The sequence below is a fragment of the Microbispora siamensis genome (assembly GCF_016863095.1).
Lineage (GTDB): Bacteria > Actinomycetota > Actinomycetes > Streptosporangiales > Streptosporangiaceae > Microbispora > Microbispora siamensis.
Window position 1 is genome coordinate 25,589 of the sequence record NZ_BOOF01000065.1, and the last position, 23,819, is coordinate 49,407.

The 23,819-nt window shown below is 71.1% G+C and carries 28 protein-coding genes; 9 read left to right on the forward strand and 19 right to left on the reverse strand.

The features are described 5' to 3' along the window. Positions 1-26 precede the first annotated feature (26 nt). Positions 27-593: a TetR/AcrR family transcriptional regulator gene (locus Msi02_RS39025; RefSeq protein ID WP_204052785.1), complete on the reverse strand. Its 567-nt coding sequence runs from the start codon at positions 591-593 to the stop codon at positions 27-29. A 141-nt stretch (positions 594-734) separates the two neighbouring features. Between Msi02_RS39025 and Msi02_RS39030 the strand changes: the two genes are divergently transcribed. Further along, a complete protein-coding gene (locus tag Msi02_RS39030) occupies positions 735-1,658 on the forward strand; it encodes an SDR family oxidoreductase (RefSeq protein ID WP_204052786.1) in 924 nt (307 codons plus the stop codon). Between the two features lie 27 nt (positions 1,659-1,685). On the opposite strand, the gene Msi02_RS39035 is transcribed toward Msi02_RS39030, so the two are convergent. From Msi02_RS39035 to Msi02_RS39045, 3 genes are all read right to left on the reverse strand, one after another. Further along, on the reverse strand, positions 1,686-2,333 hold the full coding sequence (locus Msi02_RS39035; RefSeq protein ID WP_204052787.1) for a 4'-phosphopantetheinyl transferase family protein: 648 nt from the start codon (positions 2,331-2,333) through the stop codon (positions 1,686-1,688). 185 nt (positions 2,334-2,518) lie between these two features. Further along, on the reverse strand, positions 2,519-3,535 hold the full coding sequence (locus Msi02_RS39040) for a TerC family protein (RefSeq protein WP_204052788.1): 1,017 nt from the start codon (positions 3,533-3,535) through the stop codon (positions 2,519-2,521). 166 nt (positions 3,536-3,701) lie between these two features. Beyond that, a complete protein-coding gene (locus tag Msi02_RS39045) occupies positions 3,702-4,010 on the reverse strand; it encodes a helix-turn-helix transcriptional regulator (RefSeq protein WP_079316579.1) in 309 nt (102 codons plus the stop codon). Between the two features lie 158 nt (positions 4,011-4,168). Here Msi02_RS39045 and Msi02_RS39050 point away from each other — a divergent pair, with 158 nt between their 5' ends. Further along, positions 4,169-5,341 carry an aminotransferase class V-fold PLP-dependent enzyme gene (locus Msi02_RS39050; protein ID WP_204052789.1) on the forward strand — a complete coding sequence of 391 codons (1,173 nt, stop codon included), beginning with the start codon at positions 4,169-4,171 and terminating at the stop codon, positions 5,339-5,341. Positions 5,342-5,384: 43 nt separating this feature from the next. Here the strand turns inward: Msi02_RS39050 and Msi02_RS39055 are convergent, their stop codons facing one another. Both Msi02_RS39055 and Msi02_RS39060 read right to left on the reverse strand, forming a co-directional pair. Then, on the reverse strand, positions 5,385-6,347 hold the full coding sequence (locus Msi02_RS39055; RefSeq protein ID WP_239109179.1) for a glutathione S-transferase family protein: 963 nt from the start codon (positions 6,345-6,347) through the stop codon (positions 5,385-5,387). Positions 6,348-6,519: 172 nt separating this feature from the next. Then, a complete protein-coding gene (locus Msi02_RS39060) occupies positions 6,520-6,996 on the reverse strand; it encodes an SPW repeat protein (protein ID WP_204052790.1) in 477 nt (158 codons plus the stop codon). Between the two features lie 190 nt (positions 6,997-7,186). Between Msi02_RS39060 and Msi02_RS39065 the strand changes: the two genes are divergently transcribed. Further along, on the forward strand, positions 7,187-7,381 hold the full coding sequence (locus Msi02_RS39065; protein WP_142560504.1) for a CsbD family protein: 195 nt from the start codon (positions 7,187-7,189) through the stop codon (positions 7,379-7,381). Between the two features lie 328 nt (positions 7,382-7,709). On the opposite strand, the gene Msi02_RS44175 is transcribed toward Msi02_RS39065, so the two are convergent. Further along, a complete protein-coding gene (locus Msi02_RS44175) occupies positions 7,710-7,835 on the reverse strand; it encodes a hypothetical protein (protein ID WP_275414218.1) in 126 nt (41 codons plus the stop codon). Between the two features lie 286 nt (positions 7,836-8,121). After that, complete coding sequence (locus tag Msi02_RS39070) at positions 8,122-8,787, reverse strand: hypothetical protein (RefSeq protein ID WP_204052791.1); 666 nt, start codon at positions 8,785-8,787, stop codon at positions 8,122-8,124. Between the two features lie 199 nt (positions 8,788-8,986). Here Msi02_RS39070 and Msi02_RS39075 point away from each other — a divergent pair, with 199 nt between their 5' ends. Beyond that, entirely contained in the window at positions 8,987-9,367 is a 381-nt protein-coding gene (locus Msi02_RS39075; RefSeq protein WP_204052792.1) for a DJ-1/PfpI family protein, read from the forward strand. Between the two features lie 13 nt (positions 9,368-9,380). Here the strand turns inward: Msi02_RS39075 and Msi02_RS39080 are convergent, their stop codons facing one another. Genes Msi02_RS39080 through Msi02_RS39105 form a run of 6 tightly spaced genes read right to left on the reverse strand, consistent with a single transcriptional unit; the run spans position 9,381 to position 15,641 of the window. Further along, entirely contained in the window at positions 9,381-10,385 is a 1,005-nt protein-coding gene (locus Msi02_RS39080) for a M24 family metallopeptidase (RefSeq protein WP_239109181.1), read from the reverse strand. Then, entirely contained in the window at positions 10,382-11,329 is a 948-nt protein-coding gene (locus Msi02_RS39085) for an ABC transporter ATP-binding protein (RefSeq protein ID WP_204052793.1), read from the reverse strand. The genes Msi02_RS39080 and Msi02_RS39085 overlap by 4 nt, the downstream gene beginning before the upstream one ends. Next, positions 11,326-12,129 (reverse strand): ABC transporter ATP-binding protein, encoded by an 804-nt coding sequence (locus Msi02_RS39090; protein ID WP_204052794.1) that lies wholly within the window; start codon positions 12,127-12,129, stop codon positions 11,326-11,328. The genes Msi02_RS39085 and Msi02_RS39090 overlap by 4 nt, the downstream gene beginning before the upstream one ends. Next, entirely contained in the window at positions 12,126-13,001 is an 876-nt protein-coding gene (locus Msi02_RS39095; protein ID WP_079316556.1) for an ABC transporter permease, read from the reverse strand. Before Msi02_RS39095 ends, Msi02_RS39090 begins: the two co-directional genes overlap by 4 nt. Beyond that, complete coding sequence (locus Msi02_RS39100) at positions 12,998-14,071, reverse strand: ABC transporter permease (RefSeq protein ID WP_204052795.1); 1,074 nt, start codon at positions 14,069-14,071, stop codon at positions 12,998-13,000. Before Msi02_RS39100 ends, Msi02_RS39095 begins: the two co-directional genes overlap by 4 nt. Then, a complete protein-coding gene (locus tag Msi02_RS39105) occupies positions 14,046-15,641 on the reverse strand; it encodes an ABC transporter substrate-binding protein (RefSeq protein ID WP_204052796.1) in 1,596 nt (531 codons plus the stop codon). Before Msi02_RS39105 ends, Msi02_RS39100 begins: the two co-directional genes overlap by 26 nt. Before the next feature lie 138 nt (positions 15,642-15,779). On the opposite strand from Msi02_RS39105, the gene Msi02_RS39110 reads away from it, so the two are divergent. Beyond that, positions 15,780-16,445, forward strand: coding sequence for an Lrp/AsnC family transcriptional regulator (locus Msi02_RS39110; RefSeq protein ID WP_239109186.1), 666 nt, complete (start codon positions 15,780-15,782; stop codon positions 16,443-16,445). On the opposite strand, the gene Msi02_RS39115 is transcribed toward Msi02_RS39110, so the two are convergent. Next, positions 16,446-16,793: an avidin-fold protein gene (locus Msi02_RS39115; protein ID WP_239109182.1), complete on the reverse strand. Its 348-nt coding sequence runs from the start codon at positions 16,791-16,793 to the stop codon at positions 16,446-16,448. A gap of 127 nt (positions 16,794-16,920) precedes the next feature. Next, positions 16,921-17,949, reverse strand: a complete 1,029-nt coding sequence (locus Msi02_RS39120; RefSeq protein ID WP_204052798.1) for an ROK family protein — start codon at positions 17,947-17,949, stop codon at positions 16,921-16,923. A 439-nt stretch (positions 17,950-18,388) separates the two neighbouring features. On the opposite strand from Msi02_RS39120, the gene Msi02_RS39125 reads away from it, so the two are divergent. Then, a complete protein-coding gene (locus tag Msi02_RS39125; protein WP_204052799.1) occupies positions 18,389-19,702 on the forward strand; it encodes a cellulose-binding domain-containing protein in 1,314 nt (437 codons plus the stop codon). Positions 19,703-19,828: 126 nt separating this feature from the next. Then, positions 19,829-20,410: a hemerythrin domain-containing protein gene (locus Msi02_RS39130; protein ID WP_239109184.1), complete on the forward strand. Its 582-nt coding sequence runs from the start codon at positions 19,829-19,831 to the stop codon at positions 20,408-20,410. Positions 20,411-20,469: 59 nt separating this feature from the next. On the opposite strand, the gene Msi02_RS39135 is transcribed toward Msi02_RS39130, so the two are convergent. The 3 genes from Msi02_RS39135 to Msi02_RS39145 form a co-directional block, all read right to left on the reverse strand. Continuing rightward, a complete protein-coding gene (locus Msi02_RS39135) occupies positions 20,470-21,669 on the reverse strand; it encodes a hypothetical protein (protein ID WP_204052800.1) in 1,200 nt (399 codons plus the stop codon). Positions 21,670-21,780: 111 nt separating this feature from the next. Then, a complete protein-coding gene (locus Msi02_RS39140) occupies positions 21,781-22,455 on the reverse strand; it encodes a DUF6766 family protein (protein ID WP_204052801.1) in 675 nt (224 codons plus the stop codon). 94 nt (positions 22,456-22,549) lie between these two features. Then, positions 22,550-22,951, reverse strand: coding sequence for a hypothetical protein (locus tag Msi02_RS39145; protein ID WP_204052802.1), 402 nt, complete (start codon positions 22,949-22,951; stop codon positions 22,550-22,552). 142 nt (positions 22,952-23,093) lie between these two features. Between Msi02_RS39145 and Msi02_RS39150 the strand changes: the two genes are divergently transcribed. Together Msi02_RS39150 and Msi02_RS39155 are read left to right on the forward strand one after the other, a co-directional pair. Then, entirely contained in the window at positions 23,094-23,468 is a 375-nt protein-coding gene (locus Msi02_RS39150) for an STAS domain-containing protein (RefSeq protein ID WP_204052803.1), read from the forward strand. A gap of 183 nt (positions 23,469-23,651) precedes the next feature. Beyond that, positions 23,652-23,819: helix-turn-helix domain-containing protein (locus Msi02_RS39155; RefSeq protein ID WP_204052809.1), on the forward strand; the 168-nt coding region annotated here is incomplete at its 3' end.

The following is a 23,819-nucleotide window of genomic DNA, read 5'->3' on the forward strand; positions in this document are numbered from 1 at the left end:
GACCGGCAGCGTGATGGCGGGGGTGGTCACCTGCCCGCGGTCACGGCTTTCAGCTCGTCGAACGCCTCGCGAACGAACCGGCTCAGGTCCGGCTCGCCGGTCCCGCTGATCCAGCGCTCGAACGCTATTTTGAACACGGCGATCCCCGCCTCGGCGGCCAGGCTCGCGGCCGGGTCAGGGACGCCGCGCCGCCGCAGGGCGTCGGCGAGCGCCGCGGACAACGACGCGAGCTTGATCAGCTCGCGTTCCCGCAGTTCCGCGTTGGCGGCGATGACGGCCTGCCGCTGCCGGGCGCTCTCGTGACGCTCGTGGAACAGGACGCCGACGCTCGCGACGGCTCCGGCGATCACGTCGATCGGCGCCGCGGAGTCCGGCGCGGCGTCGACGGCGTTAACGAGGTGATCCCGCAGCGAGCCCGAGCCCGAAAACAGCACCTCGCGCTTGTCCGCGAAGTGCCGGAAGAACGTGCGCTCCGTCAGCCCCGCCCGCTTGGCGATCTCCGCCACCGTGGTCTGCTCGTATCCGCGCTCGACGTAGAGCTCGATCGCCGCCTGCGCGAGACGGCCGCGCGCGTTCGGCTCCCATCGACCCATGCCCAGGATCCTACCCTGATGACAGCGGCTGACATCAGTGCTACCCTGACGACAGTCACTGACATCGTCATCCGCTCGGGGTGCACGGGGAGTCCTCGCTGTGCACCGGTGCGGAGGGCAATCGACCACTTGGAGCACGTCATGCGCGTATTCGTCACCGGCGCGTCCGGCTGGATCGGCTCCGCCGTCGTCCCCGAACTCATCGGCGCGGGGCACGAGGTCGTCGGTCTGGCGCGGTCCGACGCCTCGGCCGCCGCACTCACCAGGGCCGGGGCGCAGGTGTGCCGCGGCACCATCGACGATCTCGACACCCTGCGGAGCGCGGCCGCGGCGTCGGACGGCGTGATCCACCTCGCGTTCAAGCACGACATCGCCTTCAGCGGCGACTTCCAGGGCGCCGCAGACGCGGATCGCCGCGCCGTCGAGACGTTCGGCGAGGCCCTCGCGGGCTCCGACCGGCCGTTCGTCCTCGCCTCCGGGCTCCTCGGGGTCACGCCGGGGCGGGTGGCGACCGAACGGGACGGGCGCGGTCCCGGCTCCGACGCGGGACACGACGGCCCGCGGGCCCGGCAGGCCACCGCGCTGAGGACGCTCGGCCTCGCCTCCCAGGGCGTCCGCTCGTCGGTGCTGCGCCTGCCCCCCACGGTGTACGGCGAGGGAGACCACGGCTTCATGGCGGCCCTGGTCGGCATCGCCCGCGACAGGGGCGTCTCCGGTTACGTCGGCGACGGGTCCAACCGCTGGCCCGGGGTGCACCGGCTCGACGCCGCGCACCTGTTCCGCCTCGCACTGGAGAAGGCCCCCGCGGGTTCGGTGCTGCACGCGGTCACCGACGAAGGCGTGCCGATCCGCGCCGTCGCCGAGGTGATCGGCCGCCACCTCGACCTGCCGGTGGTCTCGATTCCCCATGAGGAGGCGGGTGAGCACTTCTCCTGGCTGGGCGGCATGATCGGGGCCGACGCCCCGGCGTCCAGTGCGCTGACCCGTGAACTGCTGGGATGGCAGCCGGTGCAGCCGGGGCTGATCGACGACCTCGACAAGGGCCACTATTTCCGTGCCGGGTGACCCGGCAGGTGCGCCGGTGCGGGATCGTCAGGGCCGGGGGAGGGCGATGGAGGTCGCGATGTGCCCGTCGCTCACCACCCACCGGCCCCGCAGGGCGCGCGTTCCCATGGCCGGGTCGGCGACCAGGAGCCGTGCTCGGAACGTGCCGGAGGGCTCGATGTCCACGACCGCCTCGGAGAAGTCGAGCCAGCGGCCGGTCAGCGGGAACCACACCTTGTAGACCGACTCCTTGGCGCTGAACAGGATCCTGTCCCAGCAGACCTCGCCGTCCGCGTCGCCCAGCGCCCGGAGGGCGGCGATCTCCCCGGGCGAGGCGATCGTGACAAGGACCTCCTCCGAGAGGGGTTCGTGCGGTTCCGCGTCGATGCCGACCGCGCGGGCGACGTCCGCGGAGGCGACGGCCGCCGCGCGATAACCCGAGCAGTGCGTGATGCTGCCGACCGTGCCGGCGGGCCAGACGGGCGCGCCTCGCTCGCCGCGCGGGATCGGCACCGGCGTCACGCCGATCCGGGCCAGCGCGAGCCGGGCGCAGTGGCGTCCGGTGACGAACTCGCGCCGCCGCCGGTCGACGGCCCGCGCGATCAGTGGCCTCTCCTCCGGGAACAGCGTCTCCTCCGGTACGTCGCCGAACTTCTCGGCCGACGCCACCCACGGAGGCAGGATCTCGCTGATCATGCGGCGGTGCACCATCCCCCCATGCTGCCCCCCGAAGCGCTGTCGCGGAAAAGCGGTGGGAGTCGCCTTCGCCGCGGCGGAGTGTTCTCCCAGGAGGGCACCGAGGTTATCGCAGACAATGGCTTACTTTCCGCCGGCCTGCCCGGCCACGGGCGGTCCACTGCCGCTTCCCGATCGACGCTCGATCACGGCAGGCGACCAGCGGGGCCATCCGTGGACCGGAACCGCTCTGGCGTCGCGTCGGCCGCCTCCTGCCGGAGGGCTGCCGCGCGCTCCTCGCGGCGGTTCCTGTACTGGCTCGCGCCCACGGAGATCACGAGGCAGGCGCAGATGACCGTGAGCGACAGCCATACGGGGATCTTGTACACGTCCGCCAGGAGCATCTTCGCGCCGACGAACACGAGGATCGCCGCCAGGCCGTACCGCAGATAGCCGAACCGGTGCATGGCCCCGGCCAGCAGGAAGTACATCGCCCGCAGCCCCAGGATCGCGAAGGCGTTGGAGGTGAAGACGAGGAACGGCTCGGAGGTGACGGCGAAGATCGCCGGGATCGAGTCGACGGCGAAGACGATGTCGCTGGTCTCCACCGCGACCAGGACGGCCAGCAGCGGCGTCGCGGCCCACCGGCCGCCGGGCCGCCCGTCCGCGTCCTGCCGTACGAGGAACCGCTGGCCCTGGTAGGAGTCGGTGACGGGGATGAGCCGGCGCATCGCGCGCAGCACCGGATTGCGGTCGGGGTGCACCTCGATCGCCGAATGCCTGGCCATCTTCACGCCCGTGTAGAGCAGGAAGGCGCCGAAGACGTACAGGATCCAGTGGAAGTGGTCGAGCAGGACGGCGCCCGCGCCGATGAACATCGCACGGAAGACCAGCGCGCCGAGCACGCCGAAGAACAGCACGCGATGCTGCAGTTCGCGGGGGACGGCGAAGAACGAGAACAGCAGCGCGATCACGAAGACGTTGTCGACGGCCAGGGACTTCTCGATGAGATAACCGGCCAGGTACTGTCCGCCCGCGTCCGGCCCCCAGACCAGCCAGACCACGACCCCGAAACCGAGGCCCAGCGCGATCCACACTCCCGACCAGGCCAGCGCCTCGCGGACGCCCACCACGTGGGCGCGGCGATGGGCGAACAGGTCCACGGCGAGCATGGCGAGGATGACCGCCAGAACCGCGGCCCAGACCCACAGGGGCACAGACATCGTCAACCTCCTCACCGCCGCATGGGCGGGCTCGGCAGGCCGACGGTCTCCCCGTGCCACCGCAAGCGGTGACCCTCGCGCCGGGACGCCCTACGACGGCGGCCGTGATGACGACGCTGAGGAAGCCGGGTACTCCCCCTCGAACTGTGTTCAAGTATTCACGAAATCAGCTTCGTGCGTCAACCGGCGCCCCGAACAGTTCGAGCAGCTCGCCGATGTGCCGGTGCCGCTCGATCGGGTGGCGGAACGGGGCCAGCGGGTTGATCGTGTAGTGGTTGCGCCGTCCTACGCGCTCACGGCGCAGGTAGCCGGCCGCCTCCAGGTCGGAGACGATCGCCTGGGCCGCCCGCTCGGTGATGCCGACCGACTCGGCGACGTCCCGCAGCCGCGCGTCGGGATCGCGGGACAGCGCGAGCAGGACGTGCGCGTGGTTGGTGAGAAACGTCCAGCCGCCCGCGGGGGAGGAGGTGCTCATACCTCATTATGCGATGAGGGATTCACGAAACCCAGATCGGCTACCCGCGGCACCGCCACGGCGAAGACCCGCCAGGGCCGCCGAGGAGTACGTATACGCGCAGAAGTGTGCCGCAAACTGGGCAGAATGGGGCTTTCAGGATCTTCGGGAGGCTTCACGTGACCATCGACGTCGGACGGGTACGGGCGGACACGCCGGGATGTGAGCACGTCGTCCACCTCAACAACGCCGGTTCGTCCCTGCCGCCCCGTCAGGTGACCGAGGCCGTGGTCGACCATCTGCGTCTGGAGGAGCGGGTCGGCGGTTACGAGGCGGCCGCGGCCGCCCTCGACCGGTCCGAGCGGACCTACGACGCGGTGGCCGAGCTCGTCGGCGCGGACCGCGATGAGATCGCCCTCGTGGAGAACGCCACCCGCGCCTGGGACATGGCCTTCTACTCCCTGCCGTGGAAGCCGGGCGACCGCATCCTCACCTCGCGCGCCGAGTACGCCAGCAACGCGATCGCCTTCCTGCAGATCGCCAGACGGCACGACGTACGGGTCGAGGTGGTGCCCGACGACGAAACCGGTGCCCTGTCCGTCGAGGCGCTGCGGGACATGATCGACGAGCGGGTCAAACTGATCGCCGTCACCCATGTGCCGACCCAGGGCGGCCTGGTCAACCCGGCGGCCGAGATCGGCGCCGTGGCGCGGGAGGCCGGGGTGACGTTCCTGCTGGACGCCTGCCAGTCGGTTGGGCAGTTGCGGGTGGACGTCCGTGAGATCGGCTGCGACCTGCTGTCGGCGACCGGCCGCAAGTTCCTGCGCGGGCCGCGCGGCACCGGGTTCCTGTACTGCTCGCGGCGCATCCTCGACCGCCTGGAGCCGCCGTTCCTCGACCTGCACGCCGCCACCTGGACCTCCGCCGACTCCTACGAGGTGCGCGGCGACGCCCGGCGGTTCGAGAACTGGGAGGGCTACGTGGCGGGCAAGATCGGTCTCGGCGTGGCCGCCGACTACGCGCTGAGCCTCGGGCTCGACGCCATCGAGGAGCGGGTGACCGGCCTCGCCGAGACATTGCGCGGGCGGCTGGCCGCACTCCCCGGAGTGACCGTGCACGACCAGGGCGCGCGGCGGTGCGGCATCGTGACGTTCACCGTGGACGGGCACGACAGCCGGGACGTGGCCGCCCGGCTGTCGGCCTCGAAGGTCAACGTCTCGGTGTCCGCCGCGTCCTCCGCCCGGTGGGACTTCGAAGCCCGCGCCCTGCCCTCCCTCGTGCGGGCCTCGGTGCACTACTACAACACCGAGGAGGACCTGGACCGGCTGTGCGAGGCGCTGCCCTCCAGGTGAGCTGGGTCGTGTCCGTGATACGGCAAAAGATCACGGACACTCCCTAGAGGCTCCAGTCGATGACCGGCCCCGCGGGCACGATGCGCAGCGGGTTGATCTTCGGGTGGGTGCCGTAGTAATGCCGCTTGATGTGGTCGAAGTTCGTCGTGCCGCCGAAGGCCGGGTTCGCGTACAGGTCCCGGGCGTAGCGCCAGAGGTTGGGGTAGTCGGCCAGGCGGCGGAGGTTCGCCTTGAAGTGGGTCACGTACACCGTGTCGAACCGGGCCAGTGTGACCCACAGGCGGACGTCGGCCTCGGTGAGCCGGTCGCCGAACAGGTAGCGGCGGCCGGCCAGGCGCTCCTCGAGCTCGTCGAGCGCCGTGAACAATGTCGTCACGGCCGCGTCGTACGCCTCCTGGCTCTCGGCGAAGCCGCACTTGTACACGCCGTTGTTGACGTCGGCGTACACGCGCTCGTTGAGCGCGTCGATGTCTTCCCGCAGGTCCTTCGGGTAGAGGTCGATTCCCGGCCTGGCCCACCGGGCGAACGCCTGGCCGAGGTCGAGGCTGATGTCGGGGAAGTTGTTGCTGACGATCCGGCGGGTGCGCCGGTCCCACAGCACGGGCACCGACACGTGGCCGTCGTAGCCGGGCTCGGTCGCCTCGTACGCCTCCCGCAGCAGGGTGAAGCCGTTGAGGTCGTCGGGGCCGTGGCCGGGGCCCTCGCGAAACGCCCACCCGCGCCCGTCGCGGACGGGATCTACGACGGACATCGACACGACGTCCTCCAGGCCGAGGAGCGCCCGCACGATGACCGAGCGGTGGGCCCACGGGCAGGCCAGTGACACGTACAGGTGATACCGGCCGGGCTCGGCGGGATATCCGCCGCTCCCGTCGGTGGTCACGCGGTCGCGGAAGCCGTACAGGGGCCGCTCGAACGACCCGTCCGGCCGGGTGGCCGCCTTGATGGTGTAGTCGCCGTAAGCCGCGAAGTCCACCGGACTCGCCACGGGGGCCGTTGTCGTCACGCCGCCACCGTCCTCTCGTCTCCGACGAGACGAGAGTAACGGGAGCCGGTGACATGACCGCCACGGTGTCGGCGGCGCCGATACGGCATCCCGGGGACGGCGGTGCCGCGCCTGCGCGCCGCGCGTGACCGGTGCGGGGCGGGGGCGCCGCCCGCCGTCGGCCGGGGTCCGGTCAGTGGGCCGGGCCCATGTGCGCCGATCCCGTCGTGCGGAAGCCGCCGGGCTGCCCGCGCTCCATCATGCCGAACCGCATGGTCGCGAGACCGAAGAGCAGGATGAGCGCGCCCACGATCACGTTGCTGATGATCGTCGCGGTGGTCGCCATGCCCCCGCGGATCACCCAGGGGGCGATGATGGTCCAGATACCGAGCAGCGGGGCGACCCAGGAGATTCCGTAGGTGCGCCCGAACGCCGAGCTGTACCCCATCGCCAGGAGCGCCACGGCGAGGCCCGTGATCAGATTGTTCACGGCAAGCGGAGTTCGCGTGCCGCTGAATCCGACGATCCACGGCGAGAGCGCTAGATACAGGCCGCTCAGGAGCGTGAGCCCGTCGGCGAGTTGCGCGGCGGGATTCGCCGCGGCGGCCTCGTAGCGAGCGCGCATCTGCATGATGTCGGGATGCGTCCCGATGTCGGCACCGTGTGTCATACGTCACACCACCCTTCAGAGGTGTGTGCTGAAGTTCTTATTCCTAGCGTACGCCCGATTCGTCACTTTTTCCCGTTTTGGTGGGATTGTGTTTGCGGGGTGTGAGCGGCGACACGCCGGGTGGCGTTTAGCCCCTTCACCAGGGGAAAGAGGGAGTTCGTCAGCTTCTGGAACCGAGAGGAGCGCCCGGATGAGCACGGAGGACAAGTTCCGCAACAAGTCGGAAGAGGTCGCCGGCAAGGCCAAGGAGGGGCTCGGCAGGGTCACCGACGACGAGAGCCTGGAGGCCGAGGGCCGGGCCGACCAGTCCAAGAGCCACATGAAGCAGGCCGGCGAGAAGGTCAAGGACGCCGCCGGCAAGGTGAAGGACGCCTTCAAGGACTGACCGGCCCGCGACGATTTCGCGGGAGGCGACAGGCCGTACAGGGCCCGTGCGGACGGGCCGGTGGCCGTCGCCGGGGGGCGAGGGGCCGCCGAGCCGGGCGTGATGTGCCCGGCGCTCCCGTCCCCCTTGATGGTGGAGAGCGGCCGGCTCCCTGGGGGAGCCGGCTTCCGCGTTCACCGGACGTTCACTGTGGGGCGTCCACTTGCGGGACGTTCAGTGTGCTTTCGCCGGCTGCGGCTCCTGTGGTGACGGGCGCCGTCCCCGGACTCGTGGTTCGGGACTTTCGGGCCGGCGGCACCGGCCCGCGATGACCAAAGACGTGCGCCGGTCAGGCCGCGTGCGGCAGCGAGACGCGGAAGGTCGACGTCAGAAGAGCCTGGACGAGACGCACGAGCAGCGCCTCCAGGACCATGAGGGCCGCCCGGGAGAGTACGGCGGCGAGGAACTCAGACACTTCACACCTCAGTAGGACAAATCGGCTTCTAGGGAAGAGTGACGCATCAACCTCCCAAAACGGCGTAGTTAAGGTTACCGTTCGGTGAGCGGTCGGTGACCGTTGCGGATACACGTCCTGATCATGCGTTCCCTGCCGTGTCCCCGATCATGATTTGCCCCCGGCGCGGGGCGTGAGCGTGCCCCGGCCCCGCCTGGTCCCCGTGCCGGTCCTCCGCCGGCTGTCTCTGGGCGCGCGCCGCTCGCGCGGTGCCGCCGGTTCGCGGACCCGCGCGAGGCGCCCTGCGTTATTTGGCGCCGGCCCTGCTGCGCCGGGTGGTGGTGGCGGGGGTCTTCGCCTCGCCCTTGGCCGAGGTGGCCCTCCTCCCGGCCGTCCGGCCTGTCGCCGGCGCCGCAGGCTCCTGCATGGCTCCGGCCCCGGTCGCGGCCGTCCCCGGTGTGGGCGCGGCCGTCCCGCGGGTCTCCCTCTGCGGGCCGCCGAACGGGGACCAGCGCTGCTCGCGGCCCCTGGCGCGCTGCGCGATCATCGTTCCCGCGCCGATCGCCGCCGCCACCGGCCACTCCAGGATGCCGAGCGCGGCCAGCGCACCGAGACCGCCGTAGTACATGATCCGCTCGGGCGGCGGAAGGAACGTGCGGGCGACGTCCACGGCGTGCCCGACGTCCTGGCCGCTGATGTGCGGCATGCCGACGTGCGGCAGGTGCATTTCGGGCGCCCGCAGCTGGACTCTCAGGAACGGCAGGTTCAGGTCCAGCTGGGGCCGGTGCTCCTCCTTCATCTCCATGCCCGGGCCGGTGGGCGGAGCCGGAGTGGGCGTGGGTGTTGGCGTGGGCGGCTTGGTCGTCGTCCGGGCACGGGTCGTCCGGCCCCGGGCGGTCGTCGTGCCGGTCGTGGCCGTGCCGGCAGGCGTGCCTGCCGTGGTCGTGCCCGGCGTCGCCTCGGTCGTGGTCATGGATCCTCCCCCGATGACGTGTCTCCCGACGCGGATCTGTGCCCGACCCGCGAGAGCTTCGGGAAAATGACCTTTCTATCCTCTATCGAGCCCCCTGTGGTTGCTGGTGCTGATAGCGACTATTTGCCTACTTTTGCCGGTGCTTTCGTCTCCGTACGCCCCTGCGCGAGGATGACGGGCATGACACGGCCGCCTCGACGTGCTCGTGCACCCGGGCGGGGCCGGGACCCGTCCCCAGCTCAAGGACCCGGACCACCTCGCGTGGGTGCGGGACCTGCGCGCACGCGTGCCCCTGATGACCAGCGTCTGCACCGGATCGCTCGTCTTCGCCGCGGCCGGGCTGCTGGCGGGCCGCCCCGCGACAACCCACTGGGGCGCCCTCGACCTGCTCGCCGAGCTGGACCCGACCGTCGACGTCCGGCGCGAGGAGCGCTTCGTCGACGACGGTGACGTCGTCACCTCGTCCGGGGTGTCGGCGGGCATCGACATGGCGCTCCACCTGGTGGCACGGCTCGCGGGGGTCGAGCGGGCCCGCGAGGTGCGCCGGCACATGCAGTACGACCCCGAGCCACCGGTTTGACGGCTCGACCGGTCTACCGGTCGAGGACGTGCAGCGCGCGGGAGCCGGTGCTGAGCAGCTCCGGCCCCTCCACACCGCACACGACCACGTCGGCCACCCGGGCGCCGAAGAGGTCGGGCAGGTAGATGGCGGGCTCCAGGCATACGGTCATCCCGGCCTCGAACCTCTCCCCGGCCGCCAGCCAGGGCCCCTCCGCCGGGCTCAGTCCGATGCCCCGGCCGGCTCGGACGGCGGCGTAGTCGCCGTAACCGCTGCCGTCGATGACCTCGCCGGCGATCGTCGCGGCCTCTGCGCAGGCCACCCCGGGCCGTACGCGGTCGACGGCGGCCCGCTGGGCGGCGAGGACGACCGAATACATGGCGTCGAAGTCCTCCGGCGGCTCGGCCACCGCGAAGACCCGGGCGACCTCGGCGCAGTAGCCGTTCCAGCGTCCGCCGACCGAGACGAGCAGCGCGTCGCCGGGATTGATCACCCGCTCGCACGGCCGGTGACGCGCGTCGGCGGAGTGCTCGCCCGCGGCGACGAGCACGGAGGGCGCCCCTTCGCAGCCCGTCTCTGCGAGCATCGCCCGCAGCCTGCGGGCCATCGCCAGCTCGGTGGCGCCGAACCACGTCAGCTCGCGCGCGGCGAGCAGCACGGCGTCGGCCGCCGCGGCGGCATGCCGCATCGCGGTCACCTCGTCGGCCCGCTTGCGCAGGCGGAGCGGCGCGAGCACGGCCGAGGCCAGCACGAGTTCCGCGTCCAGGCGCAGCGCGAACAGCTCGGCGGCGTGCATCTGCGGGTCCACCGCCACGCGGCGGGCCGTCGGCGGCACGAGGGCCGCCGCCTGCGCGGGGTCGTCGGCCGGGGCGGGCGGCCCGTCGAGCGCCACCACGAGGTAGCTCTCCTCGCCGCCCGCGGCCGACAGCGGGGCCGCCCGCAGATACCGGAAGTCCGGGGAGGGCCGCAGCACGAGGGCGTCGATGCCCGCCCCGGCCATCCCGGCGCGCACGTCCTCCAGCATGAGCGGGTCGATCATGGCGTGGAGGACGACTCCGGCGCGTGCAGCCAGCAGGCCGCCGGTCCGAAGTCCGGCTCCCGCTCCCGGCACACGTCCATGACGAACGGGCAGCGGGGGTGGAACCGGCAGCCCGCCGGGGGATCGGCGGGGTCGGGCACGTCCCCGGGCAGCTCGGCGGGCAGCACCCCGGCGCCGTCGGGGGAGGGGATCGCGGCGAGCAGCGCCCGCGTGTACGGGTGCTTCGGGTCGGCCCACACCTCCGCGGTCGGCCCGGTCTCCACGACCTTGCCGAGGTACATGACCGCGATCCGGTCGGCGATCAGCCGTACGACGGACAGGTCGTGGCTGATGAACAGCAGGCCCGCGCCGGACTCCACGGCGAGGTCGCGCATCAGCCGGGCCACCTGCGCCTGGGCCGAGGCGTCCAGGGCGGAGATGGGCTCGTCCCCGATCAGCAGCGACGGCCGGGCGGCGAGCGCCCGCGCGATCGCGACGCGCTGCCGCTGCCCCCCGGAGAACTCGTGCGGGTATCGGCCGGCGAACGCGCGCGGCAGCCCGACCCGTTCGAGCAGGTCGGCGGGCTCGGTCGCGGTGTCGCCCGCCGTACGCAGCCCGTCGGCGATCTGCGCGCCCACGCGGCGGCGCGGGTTCAGCGAGGAGTACGGATCCTGGAACACCATCTGCACGCCGGTCAGCGCCGGGTCCCTGCGGCGCAGCCCGAGGGGCGTCACCGGGTGCCCGCCGACGAGGATCCGTCCCGAGGCCGCGCCGTGCAGCCCGCACACCGCCCGGGCCAGGGTGGACTTGCCGCACCCCGACTCGCCGACCAGGCCGACGACCTCGCCGGCGGCGACGTGCAGGCTGGCCCCGGCCACGGCCCGCACGACCGGGCGGCCCGGCGTGCGGTGCTCCACGACCAGGTCCTCCACGGACAACAGGGGCCCAGTCAGAGGCACGGTCATGGCGAGTTCTCCCCAGGAGGCACGGGCAGGGCGTCGAGCAGCGAACGGGTGTAGGGGTGGCGCGGCTCGCGCAGCACCTGGCCACGCGGGCCGGTCTCCACGACCAGGCCGTCCTTCATCACGCTCACCTCGTCGGCGACCGCCGACATCACGCCGAGGTCGTGGGTGACGAGGAGGACGGCGAGGCCGAGGTCGTCGCACAGGCCGCGCAGCAGGCGGAGGATCCCGGCCTGCACGGTCACGTCGAGCGCGGTCGTCGGCTCGTCGGCGATCAGTACTTCGGGCTCGCAGGCCAGGGCGACGGCGATGGCGATCCGCTGCCGCATGCCGCCGGAGAACTGGTGCGGATAGCGCTTCAGCGCCTCCTCCGGGCCGGGGATGCGCACCTTGGCGAGCAGGCCGGCGGCCCGCTCGCGCGCTTCCTTCCTGCCGACGCCCAGGTGGTGGCCCATGTGCTCGGTGAGCTGCCGCTCCACCGTCAGCATCGGGTGCAGGCTGGTCGCGGGGTCCTGGAAGACCATGGCGATCTTGGCGCCGCGCACTTGGTTGAGCTCACGGGCCGGCATCCCCAGCAGGTCCCGGCCGCCGAAGGCGATCCGCCCCGACACGCGGGAGCCGTGGGGGAGCAGGCCGAGCACGGCGAGACCGGTCATGGTCTTGCCCGAGCCGCTCTCGCCGGCGAGGCCGTGCACGCGGCCCGCCTCCAGGCTCAGGTCGACGCCGTGCAGCACGTCGTGGCCGCCGATCGACAGTCGCAGCCCCTCGATCGACAACGCGGCCGTCCCTGACTCTGCTGTCACAGCGCACGCTCCTTGATCGCCCGGGCGGTACGCGGGTCGAGCGCGTCGCGCAGCGTGTCACCGAGGAAGTTGAACGCGAGGACGACCGTCAGGATCGCGAGCCCGGGGAACGTCGCGACCCACCAGCTGTCGAAGACGTCCACCCCGGCGGCGACCATCGCGCCCCACTCGGGGGACGGCGGCTTGGCGCCGAGCCCGAGGAACGACAGGCCCGACAGCAGCAGCAGCGCGGTGCCGATGTCGAGGGTGGCGAGCACCAGCACGGGCCCGGTGACGTTCGGCAGCACGTCCACCCGCAGCGAGCGCCAGGCGGAGAAGCCCAGCAGCCGCCCGCTCAGCACGAACTCCCGCTCCCGTACGCCGAGCACGAGCCCGCGGGTCACCCGCGCGTACGCCGGCCAGGCGACGACGAGCACGGCGAGCACCGCGTTGCCGAGGCTCGCGCCGAGGGCGGCGGCGACGACCATCGCGAGGATGACGGTGGGGAAGGCGAACACGAGGTCGGCCAGGCGCATGATCGTCTCGTCCACCCACCGGCCGAAGTATCCGGCGCAGGCGCCGAGCAGGCCGCCGATCAGCACCGACAGCACCACGAGCAGCAGCGTGAGCGGGATGGACACCCGCGCGCCATACATGATCCGGCTGAGGATGTCGCGGCCGAGCTGGTCGGTGCCGAGCCAGTGGCCGGGGCCGGGCGGCGCGAGCCTGGGCAGCTCCTGCGCCAGCGGGTCGTGCGGCGCGAGCACCGGCGCGGCCAGTGCGACCACGATCCAGGCCAGCGCGACGACGGTGCCGACGATCGCCAGCGGCCGCCGCCACGCCTGCGGAAGCCGGCTCACGCGGGTGCGCGCGAACAGGCCGGCGCGCTTCATGAGACCCTCACCCTCGGGTCGATGACGCCGTAGAGCACGTCGACGACCAGGTTGATGACGAGGTAGACCACGCCCACCACGAGACCGACGCCCATGATGGCGGGCAGGTCGAGGGTGGTGGCGCTCTTGTAGGCGTACTGGCCGACCCCCGGCCAGGCGAAGACGGCCTCCACCAGCACGGTGCCGGACAGCAGGCTGCCGAACGCCAGGCCGGCGACGGTGATGACGGGCACCAGCGCCGGGCGCAGGACGTAACGGAACAGCACCACCCGGCCGGGCAGGCCCTTGGCGCGGGCGGCGCGTACGTAGTCCTGCCCGAGCACCTCCAGCACGGCCGAGCGGGTGAACCGCGTCAGCAGGCCGATCGTGTAGAGGGCCAGCACGAGCGCCGGCGCGGCCAGGTGGCCGACGGCCGAGGAGAACACGTCCCAGCGTCCCGACAGCAGGGCGTCGACCGTGTAGAGGCCGGTTACCTGCGGCGGTGGGGTCATCCCCGGATCGATGCGGCCGCTGCCGGGGGTGACCTGCAGCCGGAAGAAGAACACGTAGAACGCCACCAGCGCGAGCCAGAACGTCGGCACCGAGATGCCGATCAGGCTCAGCACCCGCAGCACGTGGTCGGAGAGGCGGTCGCGGCGCAGCGCGGCGATCACCCCGAATCCGACGCCGAGGATCAGCGAGACGAGGATGGCCGCCCCGGCCAGCTCCAGCGTGGCCGGCACGGACTCGGCGAGGTCGTCCAGCACCGGGCGGTGGCTCTGCTGGCTCGTCCCGAGGTCGCCGTGCAGCAGCCCTTCGAGGTGCATCAGGTATTGCTGCGGCAGCGGCCGGTCGAGGCCGTGATCGGCGCGCCACTGGGCCACGATCGCCGGGTCGCCGAGCGCCCGCTGGCCGAGGTTGGCCGACACCGGGTCGCCCGGCACCAGGTTGGTCAGCACGAAGGTGACCAGCGTGATCCCCACCGCAAGCAGCAGCGCCGTGACGATCCGCCGGACCAGGAACCGGGCGAGCGGGCTGCGCAGCGCCCGGTTCCTCGTACGGCGGCTACTTGGCGCCGAGGTCGGCGACATTGATCGTCCACACGGGGTGGTACTCCACACCGGTGACGGACGCCGCCGTCACGATGTTCTGGCCGGGCTGGATCAGCGGCATGAACGGACCGGTCGCGTTGAGCTTCTGCTGGAAGTCGGTGTACGCCTGCTTGCGGTCGTCGTCGGTCACCGCGGCGCCGGCCTTGTCGGCCGCGGCCTCGACGTCCTTGTCCGCGCCCGCCTTCCATCCGGCCCGCAGGCCGACCAGCTTGCCCGGGGCGAACGACAGGTAGTTGCTGGGGTCGGGGAAGTCGGGGCCCCAGTACCACAGGCCCAGCTCCTCCTTGCCGTTGCGGTAGTTGTCCAGCGCGGTGGTGACCGGGGCGGGGGTCAGCTCGACCGTGATGCCGACCTCCTTGAGGTTGGCCTGGATGCGCTCGGCCAGCGGCTGGAAGGACAGGCCGTTCACAGTCAGCTCGCTGGGGTACTCCAGCTTGACCGTGGGGTTCGTCACGCCGCTCTGCTGGAGCGCCGCCTTGGCGCCCTCGACGTCGCGCTTGGCCGCCTGGTCGGGCGGGAGCGCGCCGAGGAACATCGACGGGATGATGCCCGACGCCTGCGTCGAGCCCTCGCCGGCCAGCTCGAGCAGGCCGGGATAGTCGATGCCCTTGCGCACGGCCTCGACGAACTTGGGGTTGGAGGTGATCTTGCTGACGCCCGAGTCCTGGTTGGCGAGCAGGAAGAACACGTACGCCGAGGCGGTCCGCTTGACCTGCAGGCCGCCGGAGACGCCGGCCACCTGGTCGCCGGACAGGTTCAGCGCCACCTGGCTGTCGCCGCGCTGCACGTTGAGCTTCTGCGTGGCCGACTCGACGTTGCGGATGACCACCTTGTCGTAGTACGGCTTCTTCGCGCCCCAGTACTGCGCGTTCGCCTTCAGCACGACCTGGCTGCTCACGTTGAACGACTCGATCGTGTACGGACCCGAGCCGGCCGAGGCGGAGTTCAGGTACTGCTCGGCCTTGTCGTTCGGGTCGTTCGTCGCGCCGTGCTCCTTGGCCACCTTGGAGTTGAGGATGCCGAGGGCCGGGTTCGGCAGGATGTACGGAAGCGCCGGGTTGGGGTTCTTCGACGTCAGCGTGATGGTCGTGTCGTCGGTCTTGGCGATCTCCACGCCGTCGAGCAGGAACGACGGGGTGCCCTTCATGTCGCGCACGCGGGTGAGGGAGAACACCACGTCGTCGGCGGTCACCGGGGAGCCGTCGGCGAACTTGGCGCCCTGCCGCAGCTTGAGCGTGAGCTCCTTGCCGTCGGGCGACAGTTCGTACGACTCGGCGAGCGCGGGCACCGGCTTGGTGACGTCGGAGCCTTCGAACGTGAGAAGCGTGTCGTAGGTCGCCTTGTCGACGATGAGACCGGTGGGCTCGTAGGTCCGTCCCGGGTCGGCCGTCTTGAGGTCGAACGAGGTGTCTATCACGAGCGTCTTGCCCGCGGCGCCGCTTGGGGTGCTGCTGGACGAGCCGCCGCCGGAGCAGGCCGCGAGGGCGAGTGCGCCGGTCAGCGCGACCGGCAGAAGGCCGGCCCTCGCCTGCCACGAACGGGTCGTCATTGTGGTCCTCCGAAAATTGGCCAACCCTTGGCCGTGTGGACGTTTGGTCGCCGATCGTCCAGGATTGTCCGGCAGAAAGTCCAGCTCCTGCGGCCAAGCCGAGACGAATCTCCCATGGAGGAAGAACCAGTGACCGAAATGTCAAGCAACTCGGGGTCCGGGGGCGGCGCCACTGGACGGATCGGCATCGGCCTGGAGCTGGACGCCACCCATCTGAAGATCCTCGAGGTGCTCAGGGACAACGGGCGGGTCTCGGTGTCCGCCCTCGCCGAGCGGGTGGGAATCTCCCGGGCCAACGCCTACACGCGCTTCGAGGCGCTGCGCGCCGACGGCGTGATCAGGCGCTTCACGGCCGAGATCGACCACCAGCGGGCCGGCCTCGGCATCGTCGCGCTGATCTTCGTGACCGTGCGCCAGCAGATGTGGCGGCAGTTCCGCGCCCAGCTCGCCCAGATGCCGGAGGTGGAGTACTGCGCCATCACCACCGGGCAGCACGACGCCATGATCCAGGTGAGGATGGCCGACGTCGCCGAGGTGCACGCGATGGTCACAGAACGCCTGGCCAACATCCCGGCCGTCAAGGCCACCGAGACCGTGTTCATCCTCGACGAGGTGCTCAGGCGGCCGTACGTGCTGCCGAGCGACCGGGAGCGGGACCGGGGACGCGGCGCCCCGCGGCGGCCCGGCCCCTCGCCCTCGTCTGACCCCGAGCAGGGACAGGGGCAGGGGCAGGGGCTGCCGCTCGGCAAGATGCGTTTCGTCGGCGCGGCCGAGGGCCGCGCGGCGCTGCGCGACGCGACCTAGCTAGATCACTTCGGCGCAGACGCTGACGTGGGTGGCGTCGTCGCCCTCGAACTGGAACTCCTCCACCAGGCGCAGCCGGCCGTCCTCGGCCGTCTCGATGCGGCTGGTGCTGCGGCCGCTCGCGCGTTCGCCGGTCTTCAGCAGGTGGACGTAGGACAGCTCGATGCGGTCGGCGTCCCGGGTGCCGACGAACCGGCCGTGGACGACGGTGTCGCCCGTGTAGTGCCCCCAGATGACGCCGCCCGACTCCTCGTAGGCGAACTCGGTGGGGGCGTCGGCGTCCACCGTGCTGGCCGTGGAGCTGATCATGACGAAGCGGCGGCCGTTGAGCAGGTCTGTGTCGTTCACGATCCCGCATCGTGCCGAACCGAACGAGATTCGCAACCCGCTCTGGACGTTCCGTTCGCCGGACCCCGGCCGCGCGGGTGATCCGTCCAGATCACCCGCCGCGGCCGGGTCCGATCGCGAACAGGTGTCAGCGGCCGACGATCTCGGCGAGGGCGGCGAGCGCCGCGCCCCGGGCGCCGGCCATGTCGAGGTCCTCGACCAGCGTCACCGCGGCCACCCGCCGCTGCTCCTCGCGCAGCAGGGTGTGCTCGCGGACCTTCTCCAGGAACCACTCGCGGAAGTGCGGGGCCGCCTCGACCACCCCGCCGCCCAGGAAGTACGCGTCCGGGTCGGTGAAGTTGGCCGCGATGGTGAACAGCCTGCCGATGGCCATGGCCTGCTGCTCGAAGACCTTGAGCGCGAGCGGGTCGCCGTTCTCGGCGTAGCCGCGCAGCAGCTTGGCGGCCTTCCCGACGGGCTCGACCCCGTTGAGCTCGTGGCCCGGGAAGCGGGTCAGCCAGTAGGGCAGCAGGTTCTTCTCGATGCCGGTCAGCGAGGCGACGCTCTCGGCGTCCCCGACGAAGCCGCAGTTGCACTCGGGCAGCGGCTGGCCCTCCTCCAGCAGGCCCTGCAGGGGGATGTGGACGTGCCCGAGCTCGCCGGCCATCCCGGCGGCGCCCTTCACCACGTGCCCCGACTGGATGACGCCGCCGCCGAGGCCGGTGCCGACGATCGCCGAGACCGACGAGTGCTGCCAGGCGTCCGGCCCGAAGCGTACGTGGTGGGAGTAGAGAGCGGCGGCGTTGCCGTCGTTGTTGTAGACGACCGGCAGACCCAGCCGGGACTCCAGAGCCCCGCGGAAGTCGAAGCCGAACCAGCCGGGATCGACGAAGTTGGTCGCGCCCTTCGAGGAGATCACGCCGTCGGCGCTGGCCGGGCCGGGAGTGTCCAGGCCCACCGCCCGTACGGTGGAGCGCGGCGTGCCGGTCAGCTCCAGCACGTTGTCGAGGGCGAGCAGCAGCTGCTCGACCGCGACCTCAGGACCCTCCCGTACGAGGCTGGGCGTCTCGACCATCCGGTCCACGAGGAACCGCCCTGAGGCGTCGAGAACGGTCGCGTTGTTGCTTGTGCCGCCGTTGTCGAGCCCGACGACGACCCAGGACCCTGCATCTGCCATTGGGGGTTGTCCTTTGCGTTCGCGCGTGTCAGTGCGAAGACTACGAGAGTCGGGCGCTCGGGGGCACCGGCCGGGGGCCGGACAGGCAGGGCGCGTCACGTGGGCGGGCGCGCCGGGGTGCCCGCGGTGAAAGATTCAGTTCGCCCCGTCGCCCGCGCCCGGCCGTCTCCGGCCCATGTCGTGCCCGTGAGCTGCGCGGGCGTCGTCGCCGCTCGGGCGGGACCGGCCCGGGAGCGGTGGCGTCCGTTGACCGGTTCCGCGACCCGGAGAAAACATCTGCGTCCGGGGGGCCGCAGCGTCGCGACCCATCTGTCCCAGTGGCCGCGGCCCCGAGCGGGAGCGCCTGACCTCGCCTGTCCGTGCTCGTTTCGGGAGGAGGGCGGGGCGCGCGAGCCGGGTGGCGTGCCGAACGAGCAGATGCGCAGAAAACGAGGTACGCATGAAGCAGTTCCGTTCCGTCCGAGGGCATCGCCCCGCCGCCCGCGGCCTGCCGGGCTCTCCGGCGGCGCGCCTGGTCGCGGCCCTGGCCGCGCTGGTCGCCGGCCTCGTGGTCGTGCTGGTGCCCGGCCCCGCGACCGCGGCTCCCGTCTGCAAGGTGGACTACACGACCAACCAGTGGCCGGGCGGCTTCACCGCGTCGGTGCGGCTCACCAACCTCGGCTCGGCGGTCAGCGGATGGACGCTGAGCTGGACGGCGGGCACCGGCCAGCAGATCACCAACGCCTGGAACGCCCAGGTCGGCCAGTCGGGCACTACCGTGACCGCGACCAACGTCGCCTGGAACGGCTCGCTGGCCACCGGCGGCACCGCCGACTTCGGGTTCCAGGGCACCTGGTCGGGCAGCCTCACGACGCCGTCCGACTGGTCGCTGAACGGCGTGCCGTGCGGCGGCACCTCCTCTCCCTCTCCCTCTCCCTCTCCGTCTCCTTCGCTCTCGCCGTCGCCGAGGCCGACACCGTCGCCGTCGCCGACCGTGGACCACTCGCCGTCGCCGTCTCCTTCGCCCTCGCCGTCCCCTTCGCCGTCTCCCTCGCCCAGTCCTTCGGTGACGCCCTCGCCGTCCGGCTGCTCGGGGAACGGCCTGGTCGTCTGCTCCGGCTTCGAGGATCAGTCGGGCACGCCGTCGGGTGAGTGGCAGGTGACCACTCCGAACTGCTCGGGGACCGGCACCGCCACGATCGACACCGCCACCGCGCACAGCGGCGGCAGGTCGCTGCGGATCAACGGCGGCGGCAACTACTGCAACCACATCTTCGCCGGGACCACCAAGAACGTCTCCGCCATCTCACCCGTGGTGTACGGGCGCATGTGGGTGCGCCACACGACGGCGCTCCCGGCGGGCCACGTCGCGATGATCACGATGTCGGACTCCAGGGACGGCGGCAAGGATCTGCGCATCGGCGGCCAGAACGGCGCGCTGCAGTGGAACCGGGAGTCCGACGACGCCACGTTGCCCGAGCAGAGCCCCTCCGGCGTCGCGCTGAGCGCCCCGCTGCCCGTCAACCGCTGGGTCTGCCTGCGCTTCCAGATCGACACCACGCAGCAGGCCATGCGTACGTACCTGGACGACCAGGAGATCGCCGGCCTGCGGGTGGACGGCACGCCGACCACCGACGTGGACGCGCAGTGGCTGCGCCGCTCCACCGCGCCGCGGCCCACGACGTTCCGTCTGGGCTGGGAGAGCTACGGCGGCGACTCGGACACGATCTGGTACGACGACGTGGCGCTGGGATCGAGCCCCATCGGCTGCTGATCACCGCACGGCAGGGGTAGATAGCCGGGTGTCCGCCATGTGCGGTCAGGTTCGACCGTGGTCCCGTTTCGTCCGGCGCCCGGCCTCCCGTCGGAGGCCGGGCGCCGTATCCGAGGGGAGAGGGACATGACCGACGTGCAGCACCCGGTGCCCGAACTGATGAAGGAAGGCGACGTCGTCGACCTGCTCGTCCACCAGCACTCGCTGATCAGGGACATGTTCGACGAGGTGGAGCACGCCGCGCCGGGCAGGCGCCACGAGCCGTTCCGGCGGCTGGTGCGCATGCTGGCCGTCCACGAGACGGCCGAGGAGGAGATCGTCCACCCCTACACGCGGCTGCGGGTGGACGGGGGAGCGGAAGTGGTGGCCGACCGGCTCAAGGAGGAGCGCGAGGCCAAGGAGATGCTCCGCAGGCTGGACGAGATGGGCCCGGAGCACCCCGGCTTCATGCCCGAGCTGGACAAGCTGCGGATGGCCGTGCTCACGCACGCGCGGGCCGAGGAGCGTTACGAGTTCGCCAGGCTCCGGGCCGAGACGACGGCCGCGGAGCGGCGGGCCATGGCGCTCGGCGTCCGGGCCGCCGAGGCGATGGCCCCGACCCGTCCGCACCCGGGGGTGGAGTCGATGACGAGGAACCTGCTGCTGGGCCCGCCCGCGGCGATCATGGATCGGGCGCGCGACCTGATCCGCCAGGCGCTGCGCAGGTAGGAGCATGAGCCCCGGCTCGGGTCCGTACGCGTGCGTGCGGGCCCGGGCCGGGCCCCGTTTCAGTGGGTGCGCAGGCTGTAGAGGGGGTGGGTGCCCTCGGTCTCCAGGCGGTACTCGTCGCCCGACCTGGCGCGGTTCTCGTCGATGACGCGCTCGCTGGGCGGCTCCTCCCCGCCCATGAGCTGCTCCTGCCAGCGCTGGAACCGCTCGTGGGCCTCCTGGACGTACCCGGTGCCCAGCGTCGTGTAGTCGATCTGCGTGGCGATCAGCTCGCGCAGGTACTCCTTGTTCGGCTCGAACGTCACCGGCTTCGGCAACTCCCGGGCCACCAGTTGCTCCGGATCCCGCCCGTCGTGCTGCCGGAACAGGTCCGCGGCGATCCGCAGGTGCTCCAGCTCCATGTTCAGATGCAGCTCCCAGATCGCCTTGATCCTCGGGTCGGACTCGGTCTTCATGAACGAGTGGTACAGGTAGCACTCGTTGTACTCGTGGTTGAGCCACTGCTCCCACCACGTCTCGCCCGGGTCGAGCAGCGACTCGTAGTGCGTGACGTGCTCTTCCTCGATCAGCCCGATCTCCTGGTAGAGCTGCCGCGCGATGGGCTCCATGTACATCGGGCCGACGTTCATGTAGAAGTTCATCGTCTGCTGCTCCGCGGACATGATCGTCAAGGCGTGCAGCTTGGAGATCGCCTGCGCCGTCTCCCGGTTGTAGTGCTCCCGGACGTTGTCGGCCGGGTGCCGGTGGTGCATCTTCGTCGGCCGGCCCGGCATCACCTCGGTCAGCTGGTCGACGATCTTCTCGGCCTTGCGGTGCTCGATCATCTCGTACAGGTTGGCGTACCGGTACAGGTGGTCGAAGTCCTCCAGCACGCCGAACTGGTAGGCCTGCTTGAGATAGGGGTCGGGCTCCATCCGGGCCACCCAGGCGGTCAGGTCCACCGCCACCTGCTCGTAGGCGAGGGTCGTCTCCAGCACCGAGGCCAGCCCCGGCAGCAGCCAGTTGACCGCCTTCTGCTGCTGGGCCTCGATGTAGCGCACCTCCGCCAGGCGCTGCCGCACCTCCAGGTCGGGGCAGCGCCTGGCGAAATGATGGCTGAACATGATCGCTTCGATCTCGATGCCGTTCATCGTGATGATCCGGCACCGGGTGTAGGGATCGGCGCGATCCGGATCGATCGGCGTGACATTCAGCTCGCGCCAGTTGCGCACCTGCCGATCCAGCGGGATCCCCCGCTCCTGCAGCGGATTGAACGTCATCTCGGTGCTCCTCCCCACGATTGGCGCTGGGCGTACCCAAACCGTGGAATGCGACAAACGTGGACATTCGGAGGCTTTGACCGGGATTGTCATCCGGTGGCGTGGGGTCCGTCAGCCGGTGGACGCCGTCTCGGAGTGCGGGTCGCCGACCTTCTTCGACTGCGGTGAGCCCCGCTCGCGCAGGAAGATCGCCAGCAGGACCATGGAGGCGACCGCCAGGAACTCCGACTGCCAGTTCTGCAGCGTACGGTTCCAGAAGTCGGGGGAGGTCACGTAGCCGACCCAGTCGACCGGGTCCTCCAGCTGGGCGAGCTGCTCGTTGTTGTAGGCCGCGAGACCGGCGACCGACTGGGCCAGCCAGGACAGCAGGAAGAGCAGTCCCATCACGATGCCCAGGGAATGGCTGAAGACCGTCCGTCGCCAGCCGGGCGCCGCCGCCCAGGCGGGGGAGCCGGGGCCGGCGTGCGGGCCGACCTTCTGCTCGGCATCGGACTCCAGGCCCTCCTCGCCCCTCTTCTTCGACTCCGGCGAGCCGCGCTGGATCAGCCAGGCGGTGATGAGGATGTAGAGGAAGAACTGCAGATACTCCGACTGCCAGTTCTCGGCCACGTCGACGGCGAAGCTCGACGAGGTGACGTAGTGGGCCCACGTGACGGGGGAGCCGCCTTCGGCCACCTGTTCCTCGTTGAAGGCCGCCGCGCCCGCGACCGACTGCCCGGCCAGGGTGACCAGGAACAGCAGCAGGAAGCACAGTGCGAGCGCGTTCTCCCTGACCAGACGCTTCATCGCCGCTACCTCCCCGCGAGGCCGACGACGATCACGTACGCGAGGACCAGCGCGATCGTGACCAGCAGCACCGCGTAGAGCGTGCGCGCACCGTTCACGTCTCCACCTCGCATTCGTACGGCTGCCCTGTGTGCGACTGATCCGGGCGGGACTCGCAGCCCGCGGCGCGCACCCGCCAGCCGTCGGGGAACCGGTGCAGGAAGAGCGTGTCGCCGTCCACCCGTACGCGCGCCTCGTCGCCCCAGACGTCGACACCGCGTACCGCGCCCGCCCGCAGTCCGGCCGACACGATCTGTTTCTCGCAGTCGTCCAGTGACCGCGCGGCCCTGGGTGCCAGGAGCAGGCATGCCTCCCCTCCCCGGCCTTCTCCGGCCGCGGACAGGAACCGCTCCGCCGTCCCGGCGACCGAGGTGTCCTCCGCTGAGGCGCACCCTGTGACGATCAGCGCGGGGGCGACCAGCGCGAGGCAGACGACCGCCGTTGCTCGTATGCCCATGGACCGCGACTACCCGAGCGGCGGAAGTGAAACCTGAACAGAGTTTTCGTCGGTTATATGGGATTAATCACCCCTCGCGCGTAATATGGGCGAGGCCGGAAGCGGTCCGGATAGGGTCGTCTCACCAGCGGAGGTGGGACCCTTGCACGACTTCCAGGTGTCGGTGGCGCAGTCGCCTCCCTTCACCCTCGTCACCCTCAGTGGCGAACTCGATGTGATCACGGTCCCGAAGCTGCGTGAGCGGGTGGCTCCCCTTCTGGTCCGGCCCGCGACGCGCATCCTGTTCGACGTCGAGAAGCTGCGGTTCATCGACAGCGCCGGCATGAGGGTGCTCATCGACGCCTGCGTCCGCACCCCGCCGAAGGACGGTGACGGCGCCGTCTGCGGGATGAGCCCGCAGATGCGTCACCTGTTCTCGCTGCTCGGCCTCATCTCGCGGCTCACCGTGTATCCGACCCGCGCCGACGCGTTGCGCCATCCGGTGGCCATGCCTTCCGACACGGCCCGGATGAACTGACCGGCCGGCGCGGAACCGGATCCTCACCGGGTCCTCCGGAGGAAGCCCGGTTCTTCAGGACCGGGAGGAATCCGGACCTCGTCAGGAGTGGCCCGGCGAAGCCGGGACAGCCTTGAACGAGAAGCGCTCACGACTTTGCTCCTTCTGCTGACCGGTTAGGCAAAACGCTTGTAAAGTTCGAACGTGCGTACGGCTTACAAGGTGCGGATCTACCCCACCGCCGAACAAGCCGCGGTGTTGAACCGCACGTTCGGCTGCGTACGCCTGGTCTGGAATCTGGTCCTGGCGTGGCGGCAGGCCCGCTACCGTGCCGAGGGCGTGACAACCTCCTACGCGCAGACCGACCGGTAC

Excerpts from the sequence above, each read along its gene's own strand:
- Msi02_RS39085 (WP_204052793.1), bottom strand. The coding sequence starts at position 11,329 with ATGACCGTGCCTCTGACTGGGCCCCTGTTGTCCGTGGAGGACCTGGTC.
- Msi02_RS39140 (WP_204052801.1), bottom strand. The coding sequence starts at position 22,455 with ATGAAGCGTCTGGTCAGGGAGAACGCGCTCGCACTGTGCTTCCTGCTG.
- Msi02_RS39120 (WP_204052798.1), bottom strand. The coding sequence starts at position 17,949 with ATGGCAGATGCAGGGTCCTGGGTCGTCGTCGGGCTCGACAACGGCGGC.
- Msi02_RS39105 (WP_204052796.1), bottom strand. The coding sequence starts at position 15,641 with ATGACGACCCGTTCGTGGCAGGCGAGGGCCGGCCTTCTGCCGGTCGCG.
- Msi02_RS39040 (WP_204052788.1), bottom strand. The coding sequence starts at position 3,535 with ATGTCTGTGCCCCTGTGGGTCTGGGCCGCGGTTCTGGCGGTCATCCTC.
- Msi02_RS39110 (WP_239109186.1), top strand. The coding sequence starts at position 15,780 with ATGTCAAGCAACTCGGGGTCCGGGGGCGGCGCCACTGGACGGATCGGC.
- Msi02_RS39025 (WP_204052785.1), bottom strand. The coding sequence starts at position 593 with ATGGGTCGATGGGAGCCGAACGCGCGCGGCCGTCTCGCGCAGGCGGCG.
- Msi02_RS39065 (WP_142560504.1), top strand. The coding sequence starts at position 7,187 with ATGAGCACGGAGGACAAGTTCCGCAACAAGTCGGAAGAGGTCGCCGGC.
- Msi02_RS39080 (WP_239109181.1), bottom strand. The coding sequence starts at position 10,385 with ATGATCGACCCGCTCATGCTGGAGGACGTGCGCGCCGGGATGGCCGGG.
- Msi02_RS39070 (WP_204052791.1), bottom strand. The coding sequence starts at position 8,787 with ATGACCACGACCGAGGCGACGCCGGGCACGACCACGGCAGGCACGCCT.
- Msi02_RS39035 (WP_204052787.1), bottom strand. The coding sequence starts at position 2,333 with ATGATCAGCGAGATCCTGCCTCCGTGGGTGGCGTCGGCCGAGAAGTTC.
- Msi02_RS39045 (WP_079316579.1), bottom strand. The coding sequence starts at position 4,010 with ATGAGCACCTCCTCCCCCGCGGGCGGCTGGACGTTTCTCACCAACCAC.
- Msi02_RS39095 (WP_079316556.1), bottom strand. The coding sequence starts at position 13,001 with ATGAAGCGCGCCGGCCTGTTCGCGCGCACCCGCGTGAGCCGGCTTCCG.
- Msi02_RS39135 (WP_204052800.1), bottom strand. The coding sequence starts at position 21,669 with ATGACGTTCAATCCGCTGCAGGAGCGGGGGATCCCGCTGGATCGGCAG.
- Msi02_RS39100 (WP_204052795.1), bottom strand. The coding sequence starts at position 14,071 with ATGTCGCCGACCTCGGCGCCAAGTAGCCGCCGTACGAGGAACCGGGCG.
- Msi02_RS39030 (WP_204052786.1), top strand. The coding sequence starts at position 735 with ATGCGCGTATTCGTCACCGGCGCGTCCGGCTGGATCGGCTCCGCCGTC.
- Msi02_RS39130 (WP_239109184.1), top strand. The coding sequence starts at position 19,829 with ATGACCGACGTGCAGCACCCGGTGCCCGAACTGATGAAGGAAGGCGAC.
- Msi02_RS39145 (WP_204052802.1), bottom strand. The coding sequence starts at position 22,951 with ATGGGCATACGAGCAACGGCGGTCGTCTGCCTCGCGCTGGTCGCCCCC.
- Msi02_RS39125 (WP_204052799.1), top strand. The coding sequence starts at position 18,389 with ATGAAGCAGTTCCGTTCCGTCCGAGGGCATCGCCCCGCCGCCCGCGGC.
- Msi02_RS39060 (WP_204052790.1), bottom strand. The coding sequence starts at position 6,996 with ATGACACACGGTGCCGACATCGGGACGCATCCCGACATCATGCAGATG.